Annotated in this window: 15 protein-coding genes; 8 read left to right on the top strand and 7 right to left on the bottom strand. The window is 69.1% G+C overall.

Annotated elements, in window-relative coordinates; translation table 11 throughout:
- Positions 1–26 precede the first annotated feature (26 nt).
- Genes J2X45_RS17620 through J2X45_RS17610 form a run of 3 tightly spaced genes read right to left on the bottom strand, consistent with a single transcriptional unit; the run spans position 27 to position 2,685 of the window.
- Positions 27–557, bottom strand: a complete 531-nt coding sequence (locus tag J2X45_RS17620) for a DUF1993 domain-containing protein (RefSeq protein ID WP_310217423.1) — start codon at positions 555–557, stop codon at positions 27–29.
- A 44-nt stretch (positions 558–601) separates the two neighbouring features.
- Positions 602–1,309, bottom strand: a complete 708-nt coding sequence (hutC, locus tag J2X45_RS17615) for a histidine utilization repressor (protein ID WP_310217420.1) — start codon at positions 1,307–1,309, stop codon at positions 602–604.
- On the bottom strand, positions 1,306–2,685 hold the full coding sequence (locus tag J2X45_RS17610; protein WP_310217418.1) for a formimidoylglutamate deiminase: 1,380 nt from the start codon (positions 2,683–2,685) through the stop codon (positions 1,306–1,308). Before J2X45_RS17610 ends, hutC begins: the two co-directional genes overlap by 4 nt.
- An 85-nt stretch (positions 2,686–2,770) precedes the next feature.
- Between J2X45_RS17610 and hutI the strand changes: the two genes are divergently transcribed.
- The 5 genes from hutI to J2X45_RS17585 all read left to right on the top strand — a co-directional run bounded on the left by hutI (position 2,771) and on the right by J2X45_RS17585 (position 8,413).
- Positions 2,771–3,976: an imidazolonepropionase gene (hutI, locus tag J2X45_RS17605; protein WP_310217416.1), complete on the top strand. Its 1,206-nt coding sequence runs from the start codon at positions 2,771–2,773 to the stop codon at positions 3,974–3,976.
- Positions 3,961–5,499 carry a histidine ammonia-lyase gene (hutH, locus tag J2X45_RS17600; protein ID WP_310217413.1) on the top strand — a complete coding sequence of 513 codons (1,539 nt, stop codon included), beginning with the start codon at positions 3,961–3,963 and terminating at the stop codon, positions 5,497–5,499. Before hutI ends, hutH begins: the two co-directional genes overlap by 16 nt.
- 133 nt (positions 5,500–5,632) lie before the next feature.
- Positions 5,633–6,448 (top strand): N-formylglutamate deformylase, encoded by an 816-nt coding sequence (gene hutG / locus J2X45_RS17595; RefSeq protein ID WP_310217412.1) that lies wholly within the window; start codon positions 5,633–5,635, stop codon positions 6,446–6,448.
- Complete coding sequence (gene hutU, locus J2X45_RS17590) at positions 6,445–8,109, top strand: urocanate hydratase (protein WP_310217409.1); 1,665 nt, start codon at positions 6,445–6,447, stop codon at positions 8,107–8,109. Before hutG ends, hutU begins: the two co-directional genes overlap by 4 nt.
- Before the next feature lie 136 nt (positions 8,110–8,245).
- Positions 8,246–8,413 carry a hypothetical protein gene (locus tag J2X45_RS17585; RefSeq protein ID WP_310217406.1) on the top strand — a complete coding sequence of 56 codons (168 nt, stop codon included), beginning with the start codon at positions 8,246–8,248 and terminating at the stop codon, positions 8,411–8,413.
- Between the two features lie 97 nt (positions 8,414–8,510).
- Here J2X45_RS17585 and J2X45_RS17580 read toward each other — a convergent pair whose 3' ends face one another.
- The 4 genes from J2X45_RS17580 to flgB all read right to left on the bottom strand — a co-directional run bounded on the left by J2X45_RS17580 (position 8,511) and on the right by flgB (position 11,586).
- Complete coding sequence (locus J2X45_RS17580) at positions 8,511–10,313, bottom strand: caspase family protein (protein ID WP_310217404.1); 1,803 nt, start codon at positions 10,311–10,313, stop codon at positions 8,511–8,513.
- 75 nt (positions 10,314–10,388) lie between these two features.
- Positions 10,389–10,700: a flagellar hook-basal body complex protein FliE gene (gene fliE / locus J2X45_RS17575; protein WP_010918839.1), complete on the bottom strand. Its 312-nt coding sequence runs from the start codon at positions 10,698–10,700 to the stop codon at positions 10,389–10,391.
- Positions 10,701–10,710: 10 nt separating this feature from the next.
- On the bottom strand, positions 10,711–11,130 hold the full coding sequence (gene flgC, locus J2X45_RS17570) for a flagellar basal body rod protein FlgC (RefSeq protein ID WP_310217401.1): 420 nt from the start codon (positions 11,128–11,130) through the stop codon (positions 10,711–10,713).
- 12 nt (positions 11,131–11,142) lie between these two features.
- Complete coding sequence (gene flgB, locus J2X45_RS17565; protein ID WP_310217397.1) at positions 11,143–11,586, bottom strand: flagellar basal body rod protein FlgB; 444 nt, start codon at positions 11,584–11,586, stop codon at positions 11,143–11,145.
- A gap of 114 nt (positions 11,587–11,700) precedes the next feature.
- Here flgB and J2X45_RS17560 point away from each other — a divergent pair, with 114 nt between their 5' ends.
- From J2X45_RS17560 to J2X45_RS17550, 3 genes are read left to right on the top strand one after another with little or no spacing between them, the layout of a single operon-like run.
- Positions 11,701–12,015, top strand: coding sequence for a flagellar biosynthetic protein FliO (locus J2X45_RS17560; protein WP_310217394.1), 315 nt, complete (start codon positions 11,701–11,703; stop codon positions 12,013–12,015).
- Positions 12,015–12,815, top strand: coding sequence for a flagellar type III secretion system pore protein FliP (gene fliP, locus J2X45_RS17555; RefSeq protein WP_310217391.1), 801 nt, complete (start codon positions 12,015–12,017; stop codon positions 12,813–12,815). The genes J2X45_RS17560 and fliP overlap by 1 nt, the downstream gene beginning before the upstream one ends.
- 20 nt (positions 12,816–12,835) lie before the next feature.
- Positions 12,836–13,747 carry a ribokinase gene (locus tag J2X45_RS17550; RefSeq protein ID WP_310217389.1) on the top strand — a complete coding sequence of 304 codons (912 nt, stop codon included), beginning with the start codon at positions 12,836–12,838 and terminating at the stop codon, positions 13,745–13,747.
- Positions 13,748–13,893 lie beyond the last annotated feature (146 nt).

Genomic DNA, 13,893 nt, shown 5'->3' with positions numbered 1-13,893 from the left:
CCGGAACAGGGGATGGTCAGGGGCGCTCAACCTCCAGTCATGGTTCCAGGACGGATGTAGGCGAACATGTGCGCGACCCAGTCGGGCTTGCCCAGAGGCACGCCCTGGCTGCGCAGGATCGCGTAGGCGGCCATCAGGTGGAAATAGACCTGGGGAAGCGCCCAGTCGCGGACGAACTGTTCGCCGGTCAGGTCGAACACCATGCCGTTGGGCAAGGTCATCGCGATCGCCCTGCTGGCGGCGCCGTCAAAGGCGTTGGGCTTTACAGACTCGATCCGCGCCAAGGCGTCTGCCAGCTGGGCGCGCAGGCCGGTGAAGTCGGCAGCGTCTTCAGCGGGAGCGAAGGCGTCCGCGCCGGTCAGGTAGCGCAGCAGTTCGCTGGCCTGGGTGCAGACGAAGCGCACCTGGGTCGACAGCGGGAACATGTCGGGCGCCAGGCGCGCGCTGATCAGGTCGCCGCCGTGCTCGGCGGCATGGGCCTCGGCCTTGGTCAGCTGGGCCGACAAGCCCTTCAGCATCTGGACGTAGGTCGGGATGGTCAGCACATACAGGTCCACGGGCGTCTCCTTCGCGGCGGCGCTGATGCGCTCGCCCCACGCACTTAGGTCCCCGGCCCGAACCGCGCCACCAGGTCGTAGGCCTCGCCGGGGAAAACCTGGCGGACACGCGTCACGTGCTGGCCCTCGCGCCAGGTGCGGCGGTCGACGACGAGGCAGGCGGTTCCTTCATCCAGGGCCAGAAGCCGGGCCTCGTCAGGCTCGGCGTTGACGGCGCTTATGCGGCTCTCGGCCTCGGTCCAGGCGACGTGTTCCAGGAGCCAGGCGCCGGGCGGATGGGTCTCAAAATCGGCGTCGGCCATCTCCGGAACCGCCTTCAGCGAGACGAGGCGGCGCTCCAGGGCGAACGGCCGCCCGCCCGCGTCATGCACCCCGTCCAGGGCAAGCAGCTTGCCGCCCGCCGCCAGCGCGACTTCCTCGGGGCTGTCGCGGTCCGGGGACCGGACCACGCGCGACAACAGTCGAAAGGCGTAGCTCTCCCCGCGCGCCACGATCTCGGACTGGATGTCGGGGATGTTGAGGACCGGCGCATGGACCTTGGGCCGCGCCACGAACGAGCCGGCCCGCTTGCGGCGCACGATCAGTCCGGCCTCGACCAGGGCGATCATCGCCTTGTTCACGGTCATCCGCGAGCAGCCATAGGCCTCCATCAGCTCGGCCTCGGTCGGGGCGCGGTGACCCGGCGCCCATTCGCCGGAGCGGATGCGGGCCTCGATGTCGGCGCGGATGCGCTGGTGCAGCGGTCCGGTCACGCCAGCAGGGCCTTCAGGGTCTCGACATAGCGCGTGGTGATCGCCTCGCGGGCGTGGTGGCGGCCCCCCGAGACCAGCTGCCGGCCATGACGCCAGACGGTGTCGATCCCGCCGCCGGCGAAGACCAGGCTGTCGATCAGGGTGTCGCCCGCGCGGCCGACAAGGTTGCGGTGGTTCGGATCGAGCGTGACGAAGTCGGCCGGCGCGCCGCGTCGCAGCTCGCCCCGTCCTGCGCCCAGAGCCCGGGCCCCGCCCAGAGCCGCCGCGCGCCAGAGGTCGCCGCCGGTGGAACGGCGCGGGCCGCCCGCCAGCACGTTGCGGGCCCGGCGGGTCAGGCGCTGGGCGTATTCCAAGGTCCGAAGCTCCTGGGCGGCGTCGATCACGATGTTGGAGTCGGTGCCGATTCCGAAGCTTCCGCCAGCAGCCAGATAGTCCGGGGTCGGGAAGATCCCATCGCCCAGATTGGCCTCCGTCACCGGGCAAAGGCCCGCCACCGCGCCGCTCTTGGCCAGGCGCTCGGTCTCGGTGGCGTTGATGTGGGTGGCGTGGATCAGGCACCAGCGCTGGTCGACCTCGGTGTGGTTCATCAGCCAGCGCACCGGGCGCTGGCCGGTGGCGGCCAGGCAGTCGTCGACCTCTTTCGTCTGCTCGGCCACGTGCATGTGGACCGGGCCGCCGGCGGCCAGCGGCAGGATCGCGTCCAGCTCCTCGCCGGTCACCGCGCGCAGGCTGTGCGGCGCGATCCCGACCACCGCCTCGGGCAGGCCCGCGACGAGCCCTCGGCAGGCCTCGACCAGCCGCGCAAAGCCGTCGACGTCGTGGATGAAGCGCTTCTGGCCGTCGGTCGGCGGCAGGCCGCCGAAATTGCTGTGGGCGTAGAACACCGGCAGCAAGGTGAGACCAATGCCGGTCTCTTCGGCCGCCGCCGCCATCCTTGCCGCCATCTCGGCCGGATTGTCGTAGAAACCGCCATCGGGAGCGTGGTGCAGATAGTGGAACTCGCCCACGCGGGTGAAGCCGCCCTCCAGCATCTCGACCTGGCCCATGGCGGCGATGGCCTGGGCCATGTCGGGGTCGAGCCGTTCCAGGAAGCGGTACATCACCTCGCGCCAGGTCCAGAAGTTGTCGCCGGTCTCGCCGCGCGTCTCGGCCAGGCCCGCCATGGCGCGCTGGAAGGCGTGGCTGTGGACATTGCCCAGGCCCGGCAGGGCCGGACCCAGGCTCAAGGCGTCGCCGGCAGGAGCGTCGGTGTCGATCCGGGCGATGCGGCCATCGGTGATCGTGAACTTCACGCCCCGGGCCCAGCCGTCCGCCAACAGCGCGCTCTCGCACCAGACCACGGTCGAAACGGACTCGGGAATTTGCGCGTCGGTCACTGGACAAGCCTCATCGTTCGCAAATATGTCTATACATATTGAAGCGCGCCGCAAGGGCCGCGCTCACCAGCTGGGAGGCGAGCTCATGCGCTGTGATCGGGTGTGGATCAACGCCCGTCTCGCCACCCTGGCGCCGGGCCGCGAAGGGCTGGGCGTCGTCGAGGACGGCGTCGTCGCCAGCCTGGAGGGCCGCATCGCCTACGCCGGTCCCGCCGCCGACGCGCCGACCTTAGAGGCGGCCGAAACGATCGATGTCGACGGCCGCTGGATCACCCCCGGCCTGATCGATCCGCACACCCACCTCGTCTTCGCCGGCGACCGCGCCCACGAATTCGAGCTGCGCCTGGCCGGCGCCTCCTACGAAGAGATCGCCCGCGCCGGCGGCGGCATCGTCTCGACCATGCGCGCCACCCGCGCGGCCTCTGAAAGCCAGCTCATCCAGGCCGCCCTGCCACGCCTCGACGCCCTGCTGGCCGAGGGCGTCACCACGGTCGAGATCAAGTCCGGCTATGGCCTGTCGCTGGACGACGAACTCAAGAGCCTGCGCGCCGCTCGGGCGCTGGCCGACATCCGCCGGGTGGGCGTCACCACCACCTTCCTCGGGGCCCACGCCCTGCCGCCCGAATATCGCGACGACAAGGACGGCTATGTCGATCTGGTCTGCCAGACCATGATCCCCGCCGTCGCCGCGCGCGGCCTGGCCGACGCGGTGGACGGCTTCTGCGAAGGCATCGGCTTCTCGCCCGAACAGATCCGCCGGGTGTTCGACGCGGCCAAGGCCCACGGCCTGCCGGTCAAGCTGCACGCCGAGCAGTTGTCGAACCTTTCGGGCGCCGCGCTGGCGGCCGAGTACAACGCCCTGTCGGCCGATCATCTCGAACACCTGGACGAAGCCGGGATCGCCGCCATGGCCGCCTCAGGCACGGTCGCGACCCTGCTGCCCGGCGCCTACTACTTCACCCGCGAGCAAAAGGCCCCGCCGATCGCGGCCCTGCGCGGGGCGGGCGTGCCGATGGCGCTGGCCACCGACTGCAACCCGGGCACCTCGCCCCTGACCTCGCCGCTCTTGGTCATGAACATGGCCGCCACCCTGTTCCGGATGACCGTCGAGGAGTGCCTGGCCGGCGTCACGCGCGAGGCGGCGCGGGCGCTGGGCCTCTTGAGTGATCGCGGCACGCTGGAGGCCGGCAAGGCCTGCGATCTCGCCATCTGGGACGTCGAGCGTCCCGCCGAACTTGTCTATCGCATGGGCTTCAATCCGCTCCATGCGCGCGTGTGGAGAGGCCTGTGACCGAGCTTGTTCTGAACCCTGGCGTGGTGTCGCTGGCCGAGTGGAAGGCGATCTATCGCGGCGCGTCGGCGCGGCTGGCGGAGACGGCCTGGCCCGTGATCGCGGAAAGCGCTGCGGCCGTGCAGCGCATCCTGGCCAAGGGCGAGCCGGTCTACGGGATCAACACCGGCTTTGGGAAACTGGCCAGCGTTCGCATCGGCGACGCCGACCTTGAGACCCTGCAGCGCAACATCGTCCTGTCGCACGCGGCGGGCGTCGGCGAGCCCTCGCCGGTTCCGGTGATCCGGCTGATGATGGCCCTGAAGCTGGCCAGCCTGGCGCAGGGCGCCTCGGGCGTGCGCGTCGAGACGGTGCGGATGCTCGAGGAGATGCTGGTCGAGGGCCTGACGCCAGTGGTGCCCTGCCAGGGCTCGGTCGGCGCCTCGGGCGATCTGGCGCCGCTGTCACACATGGCCGCGACCATGATCGGGGTCGGCGAGATCTTCGTCGGCGGCCAGCGCCTGCCGGCGGCCCAGGCCCTGGCGCAAGCGGGTCTCGCGCCCCTGACCCTGGGCCCCAAGGAGGGTCTGGCCCTGCTGAACGGCACCCAGTTCTCGACCGCCAACGCCCTGGCGGGCCTGTTCGAGGCCGAGCGCCTGTTCCAGTCGGCCCTGGTCACCGGCGCCCTGTCGACCGAGGCGGCCAAGGGTTCGGACACGCCGTTCGACCCGCGCATCCACACCCTGCGCCGCCACGCCGGCCAGATCGAGACCGCCGCCGCGCTTCGCGCCCTGATGAGCGCCTCGGAGATCCGCGCCTCGCACCTGAAGGAGGACGAGCGGGTCCAGGACCCCTACTGCCTGCGCTGCCAGCCCCAGGTGATGGGCGCGGCGCTGGACGTGCTGCGCCAGGCCGCCACGACTCTGGAGACCGAGGCCAACGGCGTCTCGGACAATCCGCTGATCTTCCCGGAAGCTGATGAGGCGCTGTCGGGCGGCAACTTCCACGCCGAGCCGGTGGCCTTCGCCGCCGACATGATCGCCCTGGCGGTCTGCGAGATCGGCTCGATCGCCGAGCGCCGCATCGCCATGCTGGTCGACCCGGCGCTGTCGGGCCTGCCCGCCTTCCTGACGCCGAAGCCGGGGCTGAATTCCGGCTTCATGATCCCGCAGGTCACGGCCGCCGCCCTGGTGTCGGAGAACAAGCAGCGCGCCTATCCCGCCAGCGTCGACTCCATCCCCACCTCGGCCAACCAGGAAGACCACGTCTCGATGGCCGCCCACGGAGCCCGGCGCCTCCTGGCCATGGTCGAGAACGCCGACGCGGTCTTGGGCATCGAGCTGCTGGCCGCCGCCCAAGGCTGCGACTTCCACGCCCCGCTACGCTCCAGCGCCGCGCTGGAGGCCGTGCGGGCGCTAACGCGCAGCCAGGTTCCGCACCTGTCGGACGACCGTCACTTCCACCCCGACATGGAGGCGGCCAACGCCCTGGTGCGGAGCGGCGCGGTGATCGCGGCTGCCGGTGAGCTGCCGGGGGTGATGTGATGGCGCTCCTCAATTTGTCATCCCAGGCGCAGCGAAGCGAAGACCCGGGACCGCAACAGGCGCCTGCGCTTCCGGCGGTCCCGGCTCGGCGCGCTTCGCGCTTGGCCGGGATGACAGGGCTTGGAGCGCGAGGATGAGCTGGCTCCAAGTCTCCCGCGGCGCCGCCCCCCTCATCATCAGCCTCCCCCACACCGGCACGGACATCCCCGCCGACATCGAAGCGCGCCTCGTCTCGCCATGGCTGGCGCGCAAGGACGCCGACTGGTGGGTCGACCGGCTGTACGCCTTCGCCGAGGGGATGGGCGCGACGATCATCCGCACCGCGATCTCGCGCACGGTCATCGACGTCAATCGCGACCCGTCCGGCGCCTCGCTCTATCCGGGTCAGGCCACCACCGAGCTTTGCCCCACCACCACCTTCGACGGCGAGCCGCTCTATCGTGACGGCGGACCGGACGCGGCCGAGATCGACCACCGCCGGGCCACCTGGTTCGAGCCCTATCACGCCGCCCTGCGCGCCGAGATCGAGCGCCTGCGCGCGGTCCATCCAACCGTGGTGCTGTACGAGGCCCACTCGATCCGCTCGCGCGTGCCGCGCCTGTTCGAGGGTGAGCTGCCGCAGTTCAACCTTGGGACCAACAGCGGCCAAAGCTGCGCCGACGCTCTCACCGCCGCCGTCGAGGCCGCCTGCGACGCATCCGGCCGCAGCCGCGTCACCAACGGTCGCTTCAAGGGCGGCTGGACCACGCGCCACTACGGCCAGCCCGCGACCGGCGTCCATGCGATCCAGATGGAGCTGGCCTGCCGGGGCTACATGGACGATCCGACCGAGCCGCCGACGCCTGACACCTGGCCCACGCCCTTCCACGCCGACCGCGCCGCGCCGCTGCGCGCGGTGCTGGAGGATGTTCTCACCGCCTGCCTCCAGTTTGCGAGAGCCCAAGCATGACCCGCCGCGACACCACCCGCGTCATCCGCCCCGCCACGGGCTCTGAACGCACCGCCAAGTCCTGGCTGACCGAAGCCGCCCTGCGGATGCTGATGAACAACCTGCACCCCGACGTCGCCGAGCGTCCGGAAGAGCTGGTGGTCTATGGCGGCATCGGCCGCGCGGCCCGCGACTGGGAGAGCTTCGACAAGATCGTCGAGACCCTGCGTCGTCTGGAAGACGACCAGACGCTCCTGGTTCAATCCGGCAAGCCGGTCGGCGTGTTCCGCACCCACGCCGACGCCCCGCGCGTGCTGATCGCCAACTCCAACCTCGTCCCGCGCTGGGCCAGCTGGGAGCACTTCAACGAACTGGATCGCAAAGGCCTGGCCATGTACGGCCAGATGACCGCCGGCTCGTGGATCTATATCGGCGCCCAGGGCATCGTACAGGGCACCTATGAGACCTTCGTCGAGATGGGCCGCCAGCACTATGGCGGCGACCTCTCGGGGCGCTGGCTGCTGACGGCGGGCCTGGGCGGCATGGGCGGCGCCCAGCCGCTGGCGGCGGTGATGGCCGGCGCCTCATGCCTCGCCATCGAGTGCCAGCCCTCGTCGATCGAGATGCGCCTGCGCACCGGCTATCTGGACCGCTCGACCGACAACGTCGACGAGGCCCTGGCCTGGATCGCCGAGTCCTGCGCGGCCAAGACGCCGATCTCGGTGGGCCTGCTGGGCAACGCGGCCGAACTGCTGCCCGAGCTCTTCAAGCGCGGCGTGCGGCCCGACCTGCTGACCGACCAGACCAGCGCCCACGACCCGATCAACGGCTACCTGCCCGCCGGCTGGAGCCTGGAGCGTTGGCGTGCGATGCGCGACCAGGACCCGCCCCAGGTGGCGGAGGCCGCCAAGGCCTCGATGGCGGCGCATGTGAAGGCCATGCTCGACTTCCAGGCCGCCGGCGTGCCGACCGTCGACTACGGCAACAACATCCGCCAGATGGCGCTGGAGGAAGGCGTGACCAACGCCTTCGACTTCCCCGGCTTCGTGCCCGCCTATATCCGCCCGCTGTTCTGCCGGGGGATCGGGCCGTTCCGCTGGGCGGCGCTGTCGGGCGATCCCGAAGACATCGCCAAGACCGACGCCAAGGTCAAAGAGCTGATCCCGGACAATCCGCACCTGCACAACTGGCTCGACATGGCTGGCCGGAAGATCAAGTTCCAGGGCCTGCCGGCGCGCATCTGCTGGGTCGGTCTGGGGGATCGCCACCGCCTGGGCCTGGCCTTCAACGAGATGGTCGCCAAGGGTGAGTTGAAGGCCCCGATCGTCATCGGCCGCGATCACCTCGATTCCGGCTCGGTCGCCTCGCCCAACCGCGAGACCGAGGCCATGCGCGACGGCTCGGACGCCGTGTCGGACTGGCCGCTGCTGAACGCCCTGCTGAACACCGCCTCGGGCGCCACCTGGGTGTCGCTGCACCACGGCGGCGGGGTCGGCATGGGCTTCTCGCAGCACGCCGGCATGGTCATCGTCTGCGACGGCACCGAGGCCGCCGCCAAGCGCGTGGCGCGCGTCCTATGGAACGATCCGGCCACCGGCGTCATGCGCCACGCCGACGCGGGCTACGACATCGCACTCGACTGCGCGCGGGAGAAGGGGCTCGACCTACCGGGGATTCTCTGAACGCGAACGCTCAACCAAACGCGCCCCGGTGCGTTGATCCCATGGTCAAGGTGCGACAAGGCGGCGCGCGACAGGTCGTCCTGTTCGCAAAGGCCGAGTCAATCTCGACCATGGGGACATGGTTAAGGAGCGTTACATGACCGTCGCCTCGCAGACCCGTTCGTTCGATCCCCGCCCGCAGCGCGCCCGGCGCCGCGAACACCGCCAGTGGCCGCTCGGCGTCGCCGTTCTGGTGGCGTCGGTGCTGAACGCGGTGGTCTGGGGCGGTCTGTTCGCCGCCGCGAAGGTTTTCCTGAGTTTGTAAGCGTAAGCGTTTCGTATTTCTCCCCCGAAGACGACTTGGGCCGCATCCGCAAGGACGCGGCCCATTTTTTCGCCGGTTTGTCGCCCGGGGGGATTGGCTATCGCCAGGGCGTCAGGGCGCCGACCTGGGCCGAGGGACCCAGGATCTGAGGCTTCTGCGCGTAGCCAAGATCGCTTAGCCGGGCGCTGGTCTGCTCGACCAGGGCCTGGAAGGTGATCTTCTTCTTCTCGCGCAGGATCGCGGCCAGGCTGTAGGTGAAGGCGCCGTGGCTGACCGCGCCGTGGCGGTACTCGTAGCTGAGCTCGCCCTCGCCGCACGCCTCGATGATGAGCGGCAGATAAGGTCCTGCGGGAATCTCCGGCTGATCGCCCGCCTTGCGGCCCTCATACGCCTTGGTCGACAGCGTCCGCCGCATGGCCGCACGCCCCAGCCGTTCGGTCGCGCCGTCCTTGCCGAAATAGCGGGTCTCCAGCGCCTCGTCTTCCGTGAAGCCCTTACCCTGGCGGCGGAAGTCGCGAGGGACCCACATCCGGGTCTTCAGGTCCCAGCGTAGCTCGCGGTGACGGATGTCGTCGGGCGGGGTCAGGCCCCGCGCACGGGCGCCGCCGTTGCGATGGATCCCGCCCGCATGGCAGCAGTCGAAGATCATCGCCAGCCGCGTCTCATAGGGCAGTTGCGCATAGAGACAGTGAATTTGGTCGTCGGAGATCGCGCGTTCAGGCGTCCAGTCGAAGTCCCACGGCACCAGCACCTCAACATTGCGGTCGGGCTCGAAATTCTCGCCGTACTCGGGCACCTGGGCCCCGTGGCCGCTGTAGTAGAAGACGAGCTCATCCTCTTCGCGAGCCCCGTCCATCAGCCATTCCAGCCGTTGGAGGATCCCCTCGGCGGTGGCGCGGGCGTCAAGGCACACGCGGATCGAGTCCGCTGGAAAGCCGCATTCCTGCAGCACCGAGCTCATCGTGAAGACGTCGTTGACGCAGCCTTCCAGACGATCGGCGGCGTTTGGATAGTCGTTGATCCCGACCAGCAGGGCCTTTCGCCTCGGAGCCCGCCCCCCAGACGTGGCGACCTTCGACTTCGCGCCGCTCTTGGTCGGCGTCGGCGCAGAGAGCTGTTCGGACAGACCGACGAACTCACGCGCCCCCACCGCCAGGGCGCCGATAGGACGCCAGACGTTCTCGATCGTGTTGACGTGCTGGAAATAGCCTTCGGCCGCATGGTCGCCGACACCGGGCAGGTCGAACGGCGTGTCGGTCTGGCGGAAGTTCGGCGCCGCCCAGTTCTTGATCGGCGCGGTGAAGACGTCGTCGTCGCGATTGTAGAGATGATGCCAGAACGCGACGGGCAGTTCCTGCACCCGGCCGTTGGTCAGGTTGCCGACGACGAACGGATTGTTGATCTGCGAGCCGAACGTCACATAGGTCGCCTTGGCCAGCAGCGGGGCCACGTCTGGCGAAGCCGCGTCCTTGTGCGTGAAGGCGTTGTAGGTGACCAGAGAGCCGAGGCTGTGCGCCAGGATCAGGTCGGGCTGGAACGCCTTGATCCGCTCGAACACCCTAGCGCGGCTCTTTTTCTTGAAGCGGTCGTCATTGACCCAGGCCACCACATAGCCGGCCGTCCAGCGAACGGTGTGGGGCGCGTCGCCCAGCACGCCCTTCTCGCGCTTGAAGATCGAGGTCACGCCGCTGGCGGCCAGCTTGGCGACGGCGCCCGCCACCTCCCACGCCGACAGGTTCACGCCCTCGAAGATGTCGTCGTATTCGATGAACTCGAACTCGAGCTCCAGACCCGCCACGGCGGGAAACACCGCCTGGATGGCCTTGGGCCAATCCTCCTTCCAGGTGGATTGCCGTTGATCGCCCAGGCCGTGGACGCTGAGCACCTTGAGCGTCTTCATGGTCGCCCTCCCCTTTGGGAGAACGACGTTATCACAAGCTGTATTTAAAACCCATGCGACTCACGCGGGAGGCCGTCAGATCGGCATCCGCATGATTTCCTGATAGGCCGAAATCACCTGGTCGCGGATCGACATCACCGTCTCCAGGCTGGCTTCCGCCGAGCTGATGGCGGTGACCACGTCGACCAGTTCGGCCTTGCCGGCGACTTGGGCGGCGATCTTGTGCTCGGCGACCTTCGAGGCCTTGGTCGCGCCGTCCATGGCCGACTTCAAGAGGTCGCCGAAGTCGACGCCCTTGTCCTGCGAGCCGCCGATCGAGCCGATAGAACCGACCGACATGGCGCCGGAATTGGCGTAGGCCTTGGCGGCGGCGAGCGCGGTGATCATGGCCTAGCCCCTACTTCTTGAGGATGTCGAGGGTGCGCGACTCCATGGCGCGCGCGGTCTCGATGACGTTGAGGTTGGCTTCGTAGGCGCGCTGCGCCTCCTTCATGTCCAGCGCCTCGACCATGGTGTTGACGTTGGGCAGCTTGACGTAGCCCTTGGCGTCGGCGGCCGGGTTGCCGGGGTCGTATTCGGTCTTGAAGTCGCTCTGGTCGGGATCGACGCGCAGCATCTGCACGCCCTCGGCGCCTTGCACCTTGGTCGGCTTGAACACCGGCACCTGACGCCGGTAAGGGTCGCCGCCCGCCGTGCGCGAGGTCGAGTTGGCGTTGGCGATGTTCTCGGCGATGACCCGCATGCGGCCTTGCTGGGCGCGCAGGGCCGACGAGGCCACGGCCATGGTCGCGAGGGATTGGGACTTGATCTCGGGCATCGCCTAGAGTCCTCAGCCGGAAGGCTTGCGAGCGGCCATGCGGAGCATGGTCATGGATTTCTGGTAGAAGCTGATCGCCGCGTCGTAGTTCATCCGCGCGTCGGTCATCTTCAGCATCTGGTCTTCGAGCGAGACCGCGTTGCCGTCGAGCGTGGTCTCGGAGTCCGCGCCCGCCGTAGCCCGCCAGGCGCTGGGGGCGTTCGGCCGCGCTTGGTGCGAGGGCGTGGTGGCGATCATGGTGACGCCGGAGGTCGGCGCCGCCCGGCCGCCGCGATAGACCGGGCCGGCCGTGTTGTTCATCAGCGAGGCCTGGAAGCTGAACGGCTTCAGGTCGCTGGGCCGATAGCCGGGGGTGTCGGAGTTGGCCACGTTCTGGGCGACAAGCTTCTGGCGCTCGGTCAGATAACCGAGGCGGCTCTTGAGCATGCCAAAGAGGGGGATGTCGTCCGGACCCATGCGAACATGGTGAAGAAACAGGGTTAATCCGGCATTAAGAAGCGTCAGGCACACAAGGGTCCGTAGGGGCGTTTCCCTGCGCCAAGTTGTCTCGCCGAGAACGGCCCCGAGCCCATGGACGTCATCGAATTCATCCGCGCCCTGGCGGCCCTGGCGTTTACGCTCGGCCTGATCGGCATGGCGGCCTGGGCGCTGCGCAAGTACGGCCCCGACGCCATCGGCCGCGCCATCGCCACGCGCCAGGACCGGCGCCTGAAGGTGGTCGAGAGCCTGGCGCTGGATCCGACCCGCCGCCTTGTGGTGGTCAGCCTGGACGGCGAGGAGCGGCTGGTGCTGCTGGGCGAAGGCAAGCTTCTGGACTGGACGCCCAGGGGCCCGGCGCCGGCGTCCGCCCCCTCCCCCGTCGCCGAACCGGAGCCCGTGGCCTGATGATCCGCGACCTCATCAAATCCGTGACCGGCGCCAAGCCCGAAGACCTGCGCCGGGCGGCGATCATCTCGGTGCTGGCGGCCATCGCCTGCGCGATCATGCCAGCGGCCGCCATGGCCCAGTCGGCGGTGAACATCAACCTGGGCACCGGCGCTGGCCTGACCGAGCGCGTCGTCCAGCTGGTCGGCCTCATGACGGTGCTGTCGCTGGCCCCGTCGATCGTGATCATGACCACCTCGTTCATCCGGATCGTGGTGGTTCTGGGCCTCCTGCGCACCGCCATCGGCGTGCAGCAAAGCCCGCCCAACCCGGTGATCATAAGCCTGGCGCTGTTTCTGACCGCCATCGTCATGGGCCCGACCTTCGAGCGCTCCTACGACGCCGGCATCAAGCCGCTGCTGGACCAGCAGATGGAGCTGCCCGAGGCGTTCGAGGCGGCGGGCGGGCCGGTGAAGCAGTTCATGCTGAGCCAGGTGGACCGCGAAGACCTGGCGCTGTTCGTGCGCCTGTCCAAGATCCCCCAGCCGAAAACGGCCGAGGAAACGCCGCTCAAGGTGGTGACCCCGGCCTTCATGATCTCCGAGCTGAAGCGCGCCTTCGAGATCGGGTTTCTGCTGTTCATTCCGTTCCTGGTCATCGACCTGGTCGTCGCCAGCGTGCTGATGAGCATGGGTATGATGATGCTGCCGCCGGCCTCGATCAGTTTGCCGTTCAAGCTGATCTTCTTCGTCCTTGTCGACGGATGGAGACTGGTGGCCGGCAGCCTTGTCGAAAGCTTCCAGCGCGGCGGCGCCGGATAAACCTTTAGAAGACCAAGACCATGACTGTTTTCGTTCTCGGCTCGATCAATCTGGACGCTGTGGCGCGGGTCGATGACCTGCCCCGCCCGGGCGAGACCGTCGCAGGCCTGTCGCTCGAACTGTTCCTGGGCGGCAAGGGCGCGAACCAGGCCGTCGCCGCCGCCCGCATGGGCGCGGCGACCCGTCTGATGGGCGCCGTCGGCGGCGACGATAGCGGCGCGGGCCTCAAGGCCAAGCTGGCGGGCTACGGCGTGCAGGTCGCCGACGTCGCCGAACTGGCGGGCGTGCCGACGGGCCAGGCCCATGTCTGGGTCGCCAACAGCGCCGAGAACATGATCGTCGTGACCGCCGGCGCCAACGCCATGGTCACACCCCAGCAAGTCGCGGCTACACCGATCGAGGGCCAGCGCGTCCTGCTCTGCCAGCTGGAAACCCCGCCCACCGCGATCGAGGCCCTGTTCCGGACCGGCTCGGCCAAGGGAGCCTTGCGGATCCTCAACGCCGCCCCCGCCCTGCCCCAGGGCGCGGCCCTGTTCCCACTGACCGACATCCTGATCGTCAACCAGACCGAGCTGGCCTCCTACGCCAAGCTCGACCGCGAGCCGGTCAAGCTGGAAGAGGTCTCGCTGGCCGCGCGCAAGCTGATGAGCCGCCCCGACCAGACGATCATCGTCACCCTGGGGGCGGCGGGCGCGGCCGTCGTGCGGCGCGACGAGGCGTTCCTGGTCGAGGGCAAGAAGGTCAAGGCGGTCGACACGGTCGGCGCCGGCGACTGCTTCTGCGGCGCCCTGGCCGCCACCCTGGCCCAGGGCCTGGATCTGGCCGAGGCCGTCGATATGGCCAACGCCGCCGCCGCCCTGTCAGTGCAGAAGGCCGGCGCCGCACCGTCCATGCCCAGCCGTCGCGAGGTCGAGGCGTTTCTGGAGGGGTGAGGCGGACGGCCGGCCGTCGCCTAGCCGGTGAGGTCGCGATTCTGCCGGGAGACTGGGGACCGCTCCCGACCCTTAGAGGACATATCCTCCCCCGCATGCGGGGGAGGTGGCCCAGAGGGCCGGAGGGGGCTAGTGCGGGGCTTGCC

It is taken from the genome of Caulobacter sp. BE264, assembly GCF_031457805.1.
Taxonomy (GTDB): Bacteria; Pseudomonadota; Alphaproteobacteria; order Caulobacterales; family Caulobacteraceae; genus Caulobacter.
Note: the sequence above shows the minus strand (reverse complement) of the source record. Positions and strands in the feature narration are given on the sequence as shown.

Coding starts and splice junctions, on each gene's coding strand:
- hutI (WP_310217416.1), top strand. CDS start 2,771: ATGCGCTGTGATCGGGTGTGGATCAACGCCCGTCTCGCCACCCTGGCG.
- hutG (WP_310217412.1), top strand. CDS start 5,633: ATGAGCTGGCTCCAAGTCTCCCGCGGCGCCGCCCCCCTCATCATCAGC.
- hutU (WP_310217409.1), top strand. CDS start 6,445: ATGACCCGCCGCGACACCACCCGCGTCATCCGCCCCGCCACGGGCTCT.
- J2X45_RS17585 (WP_310217406.1), top strand. CDS start 8,246: ATGACCGTCGCCTCGCAGACCCGTTCGTTCGATCCCCGCCCGCAGCGC.
- J2X45_RS17580 (WP_310217404.1), bottom strand. CDS start 10,313: ATGAAGACGCTCAAGGTGCTCAGCGTCCACGGCCTGGGCGATCAACGG.
- fliE (WP_010918839.1), bottom strand. CDS start 10,700: ATGATCACCGCGCTCGCCGCCGCCAAGGCCTACGCCAATTCCGGCGCC.
- flgC (WP_310217401.1), bottom strand. CDS start 11,130: ATGCCCGAGATCAAGTCCCAATCCCTCGCGACCATGGCCGTGGCCTCG.
- flgB (WP_310217397.1), bottom strand. CDS start 11,586: ATGGGTCCGGACGACATCCCCCTCTTTGGCATGCTCAAGAGCCGCCTC.
- J2X45_RS17560 (WP_310217394.1), top strand. CDS start 11,701: ATGGACGTCATCGAATTCATCCGCGCCCTGGCGGCCCTGGCGTTTACG.
- fliP (WP_310217391.1), top strand. CDS start 12,015: ATGATCCGCGACCTCATCAAATCCGTGACCGGCGCCAAGCCCGAAGAC.
- J2X45_RS17550 (WP_310217389.1), top strand. CDS start 12,836: ATGACTGTTTTCGTTCTCGGCTCGATCAATCTGGACGCTGTGGCGCGG.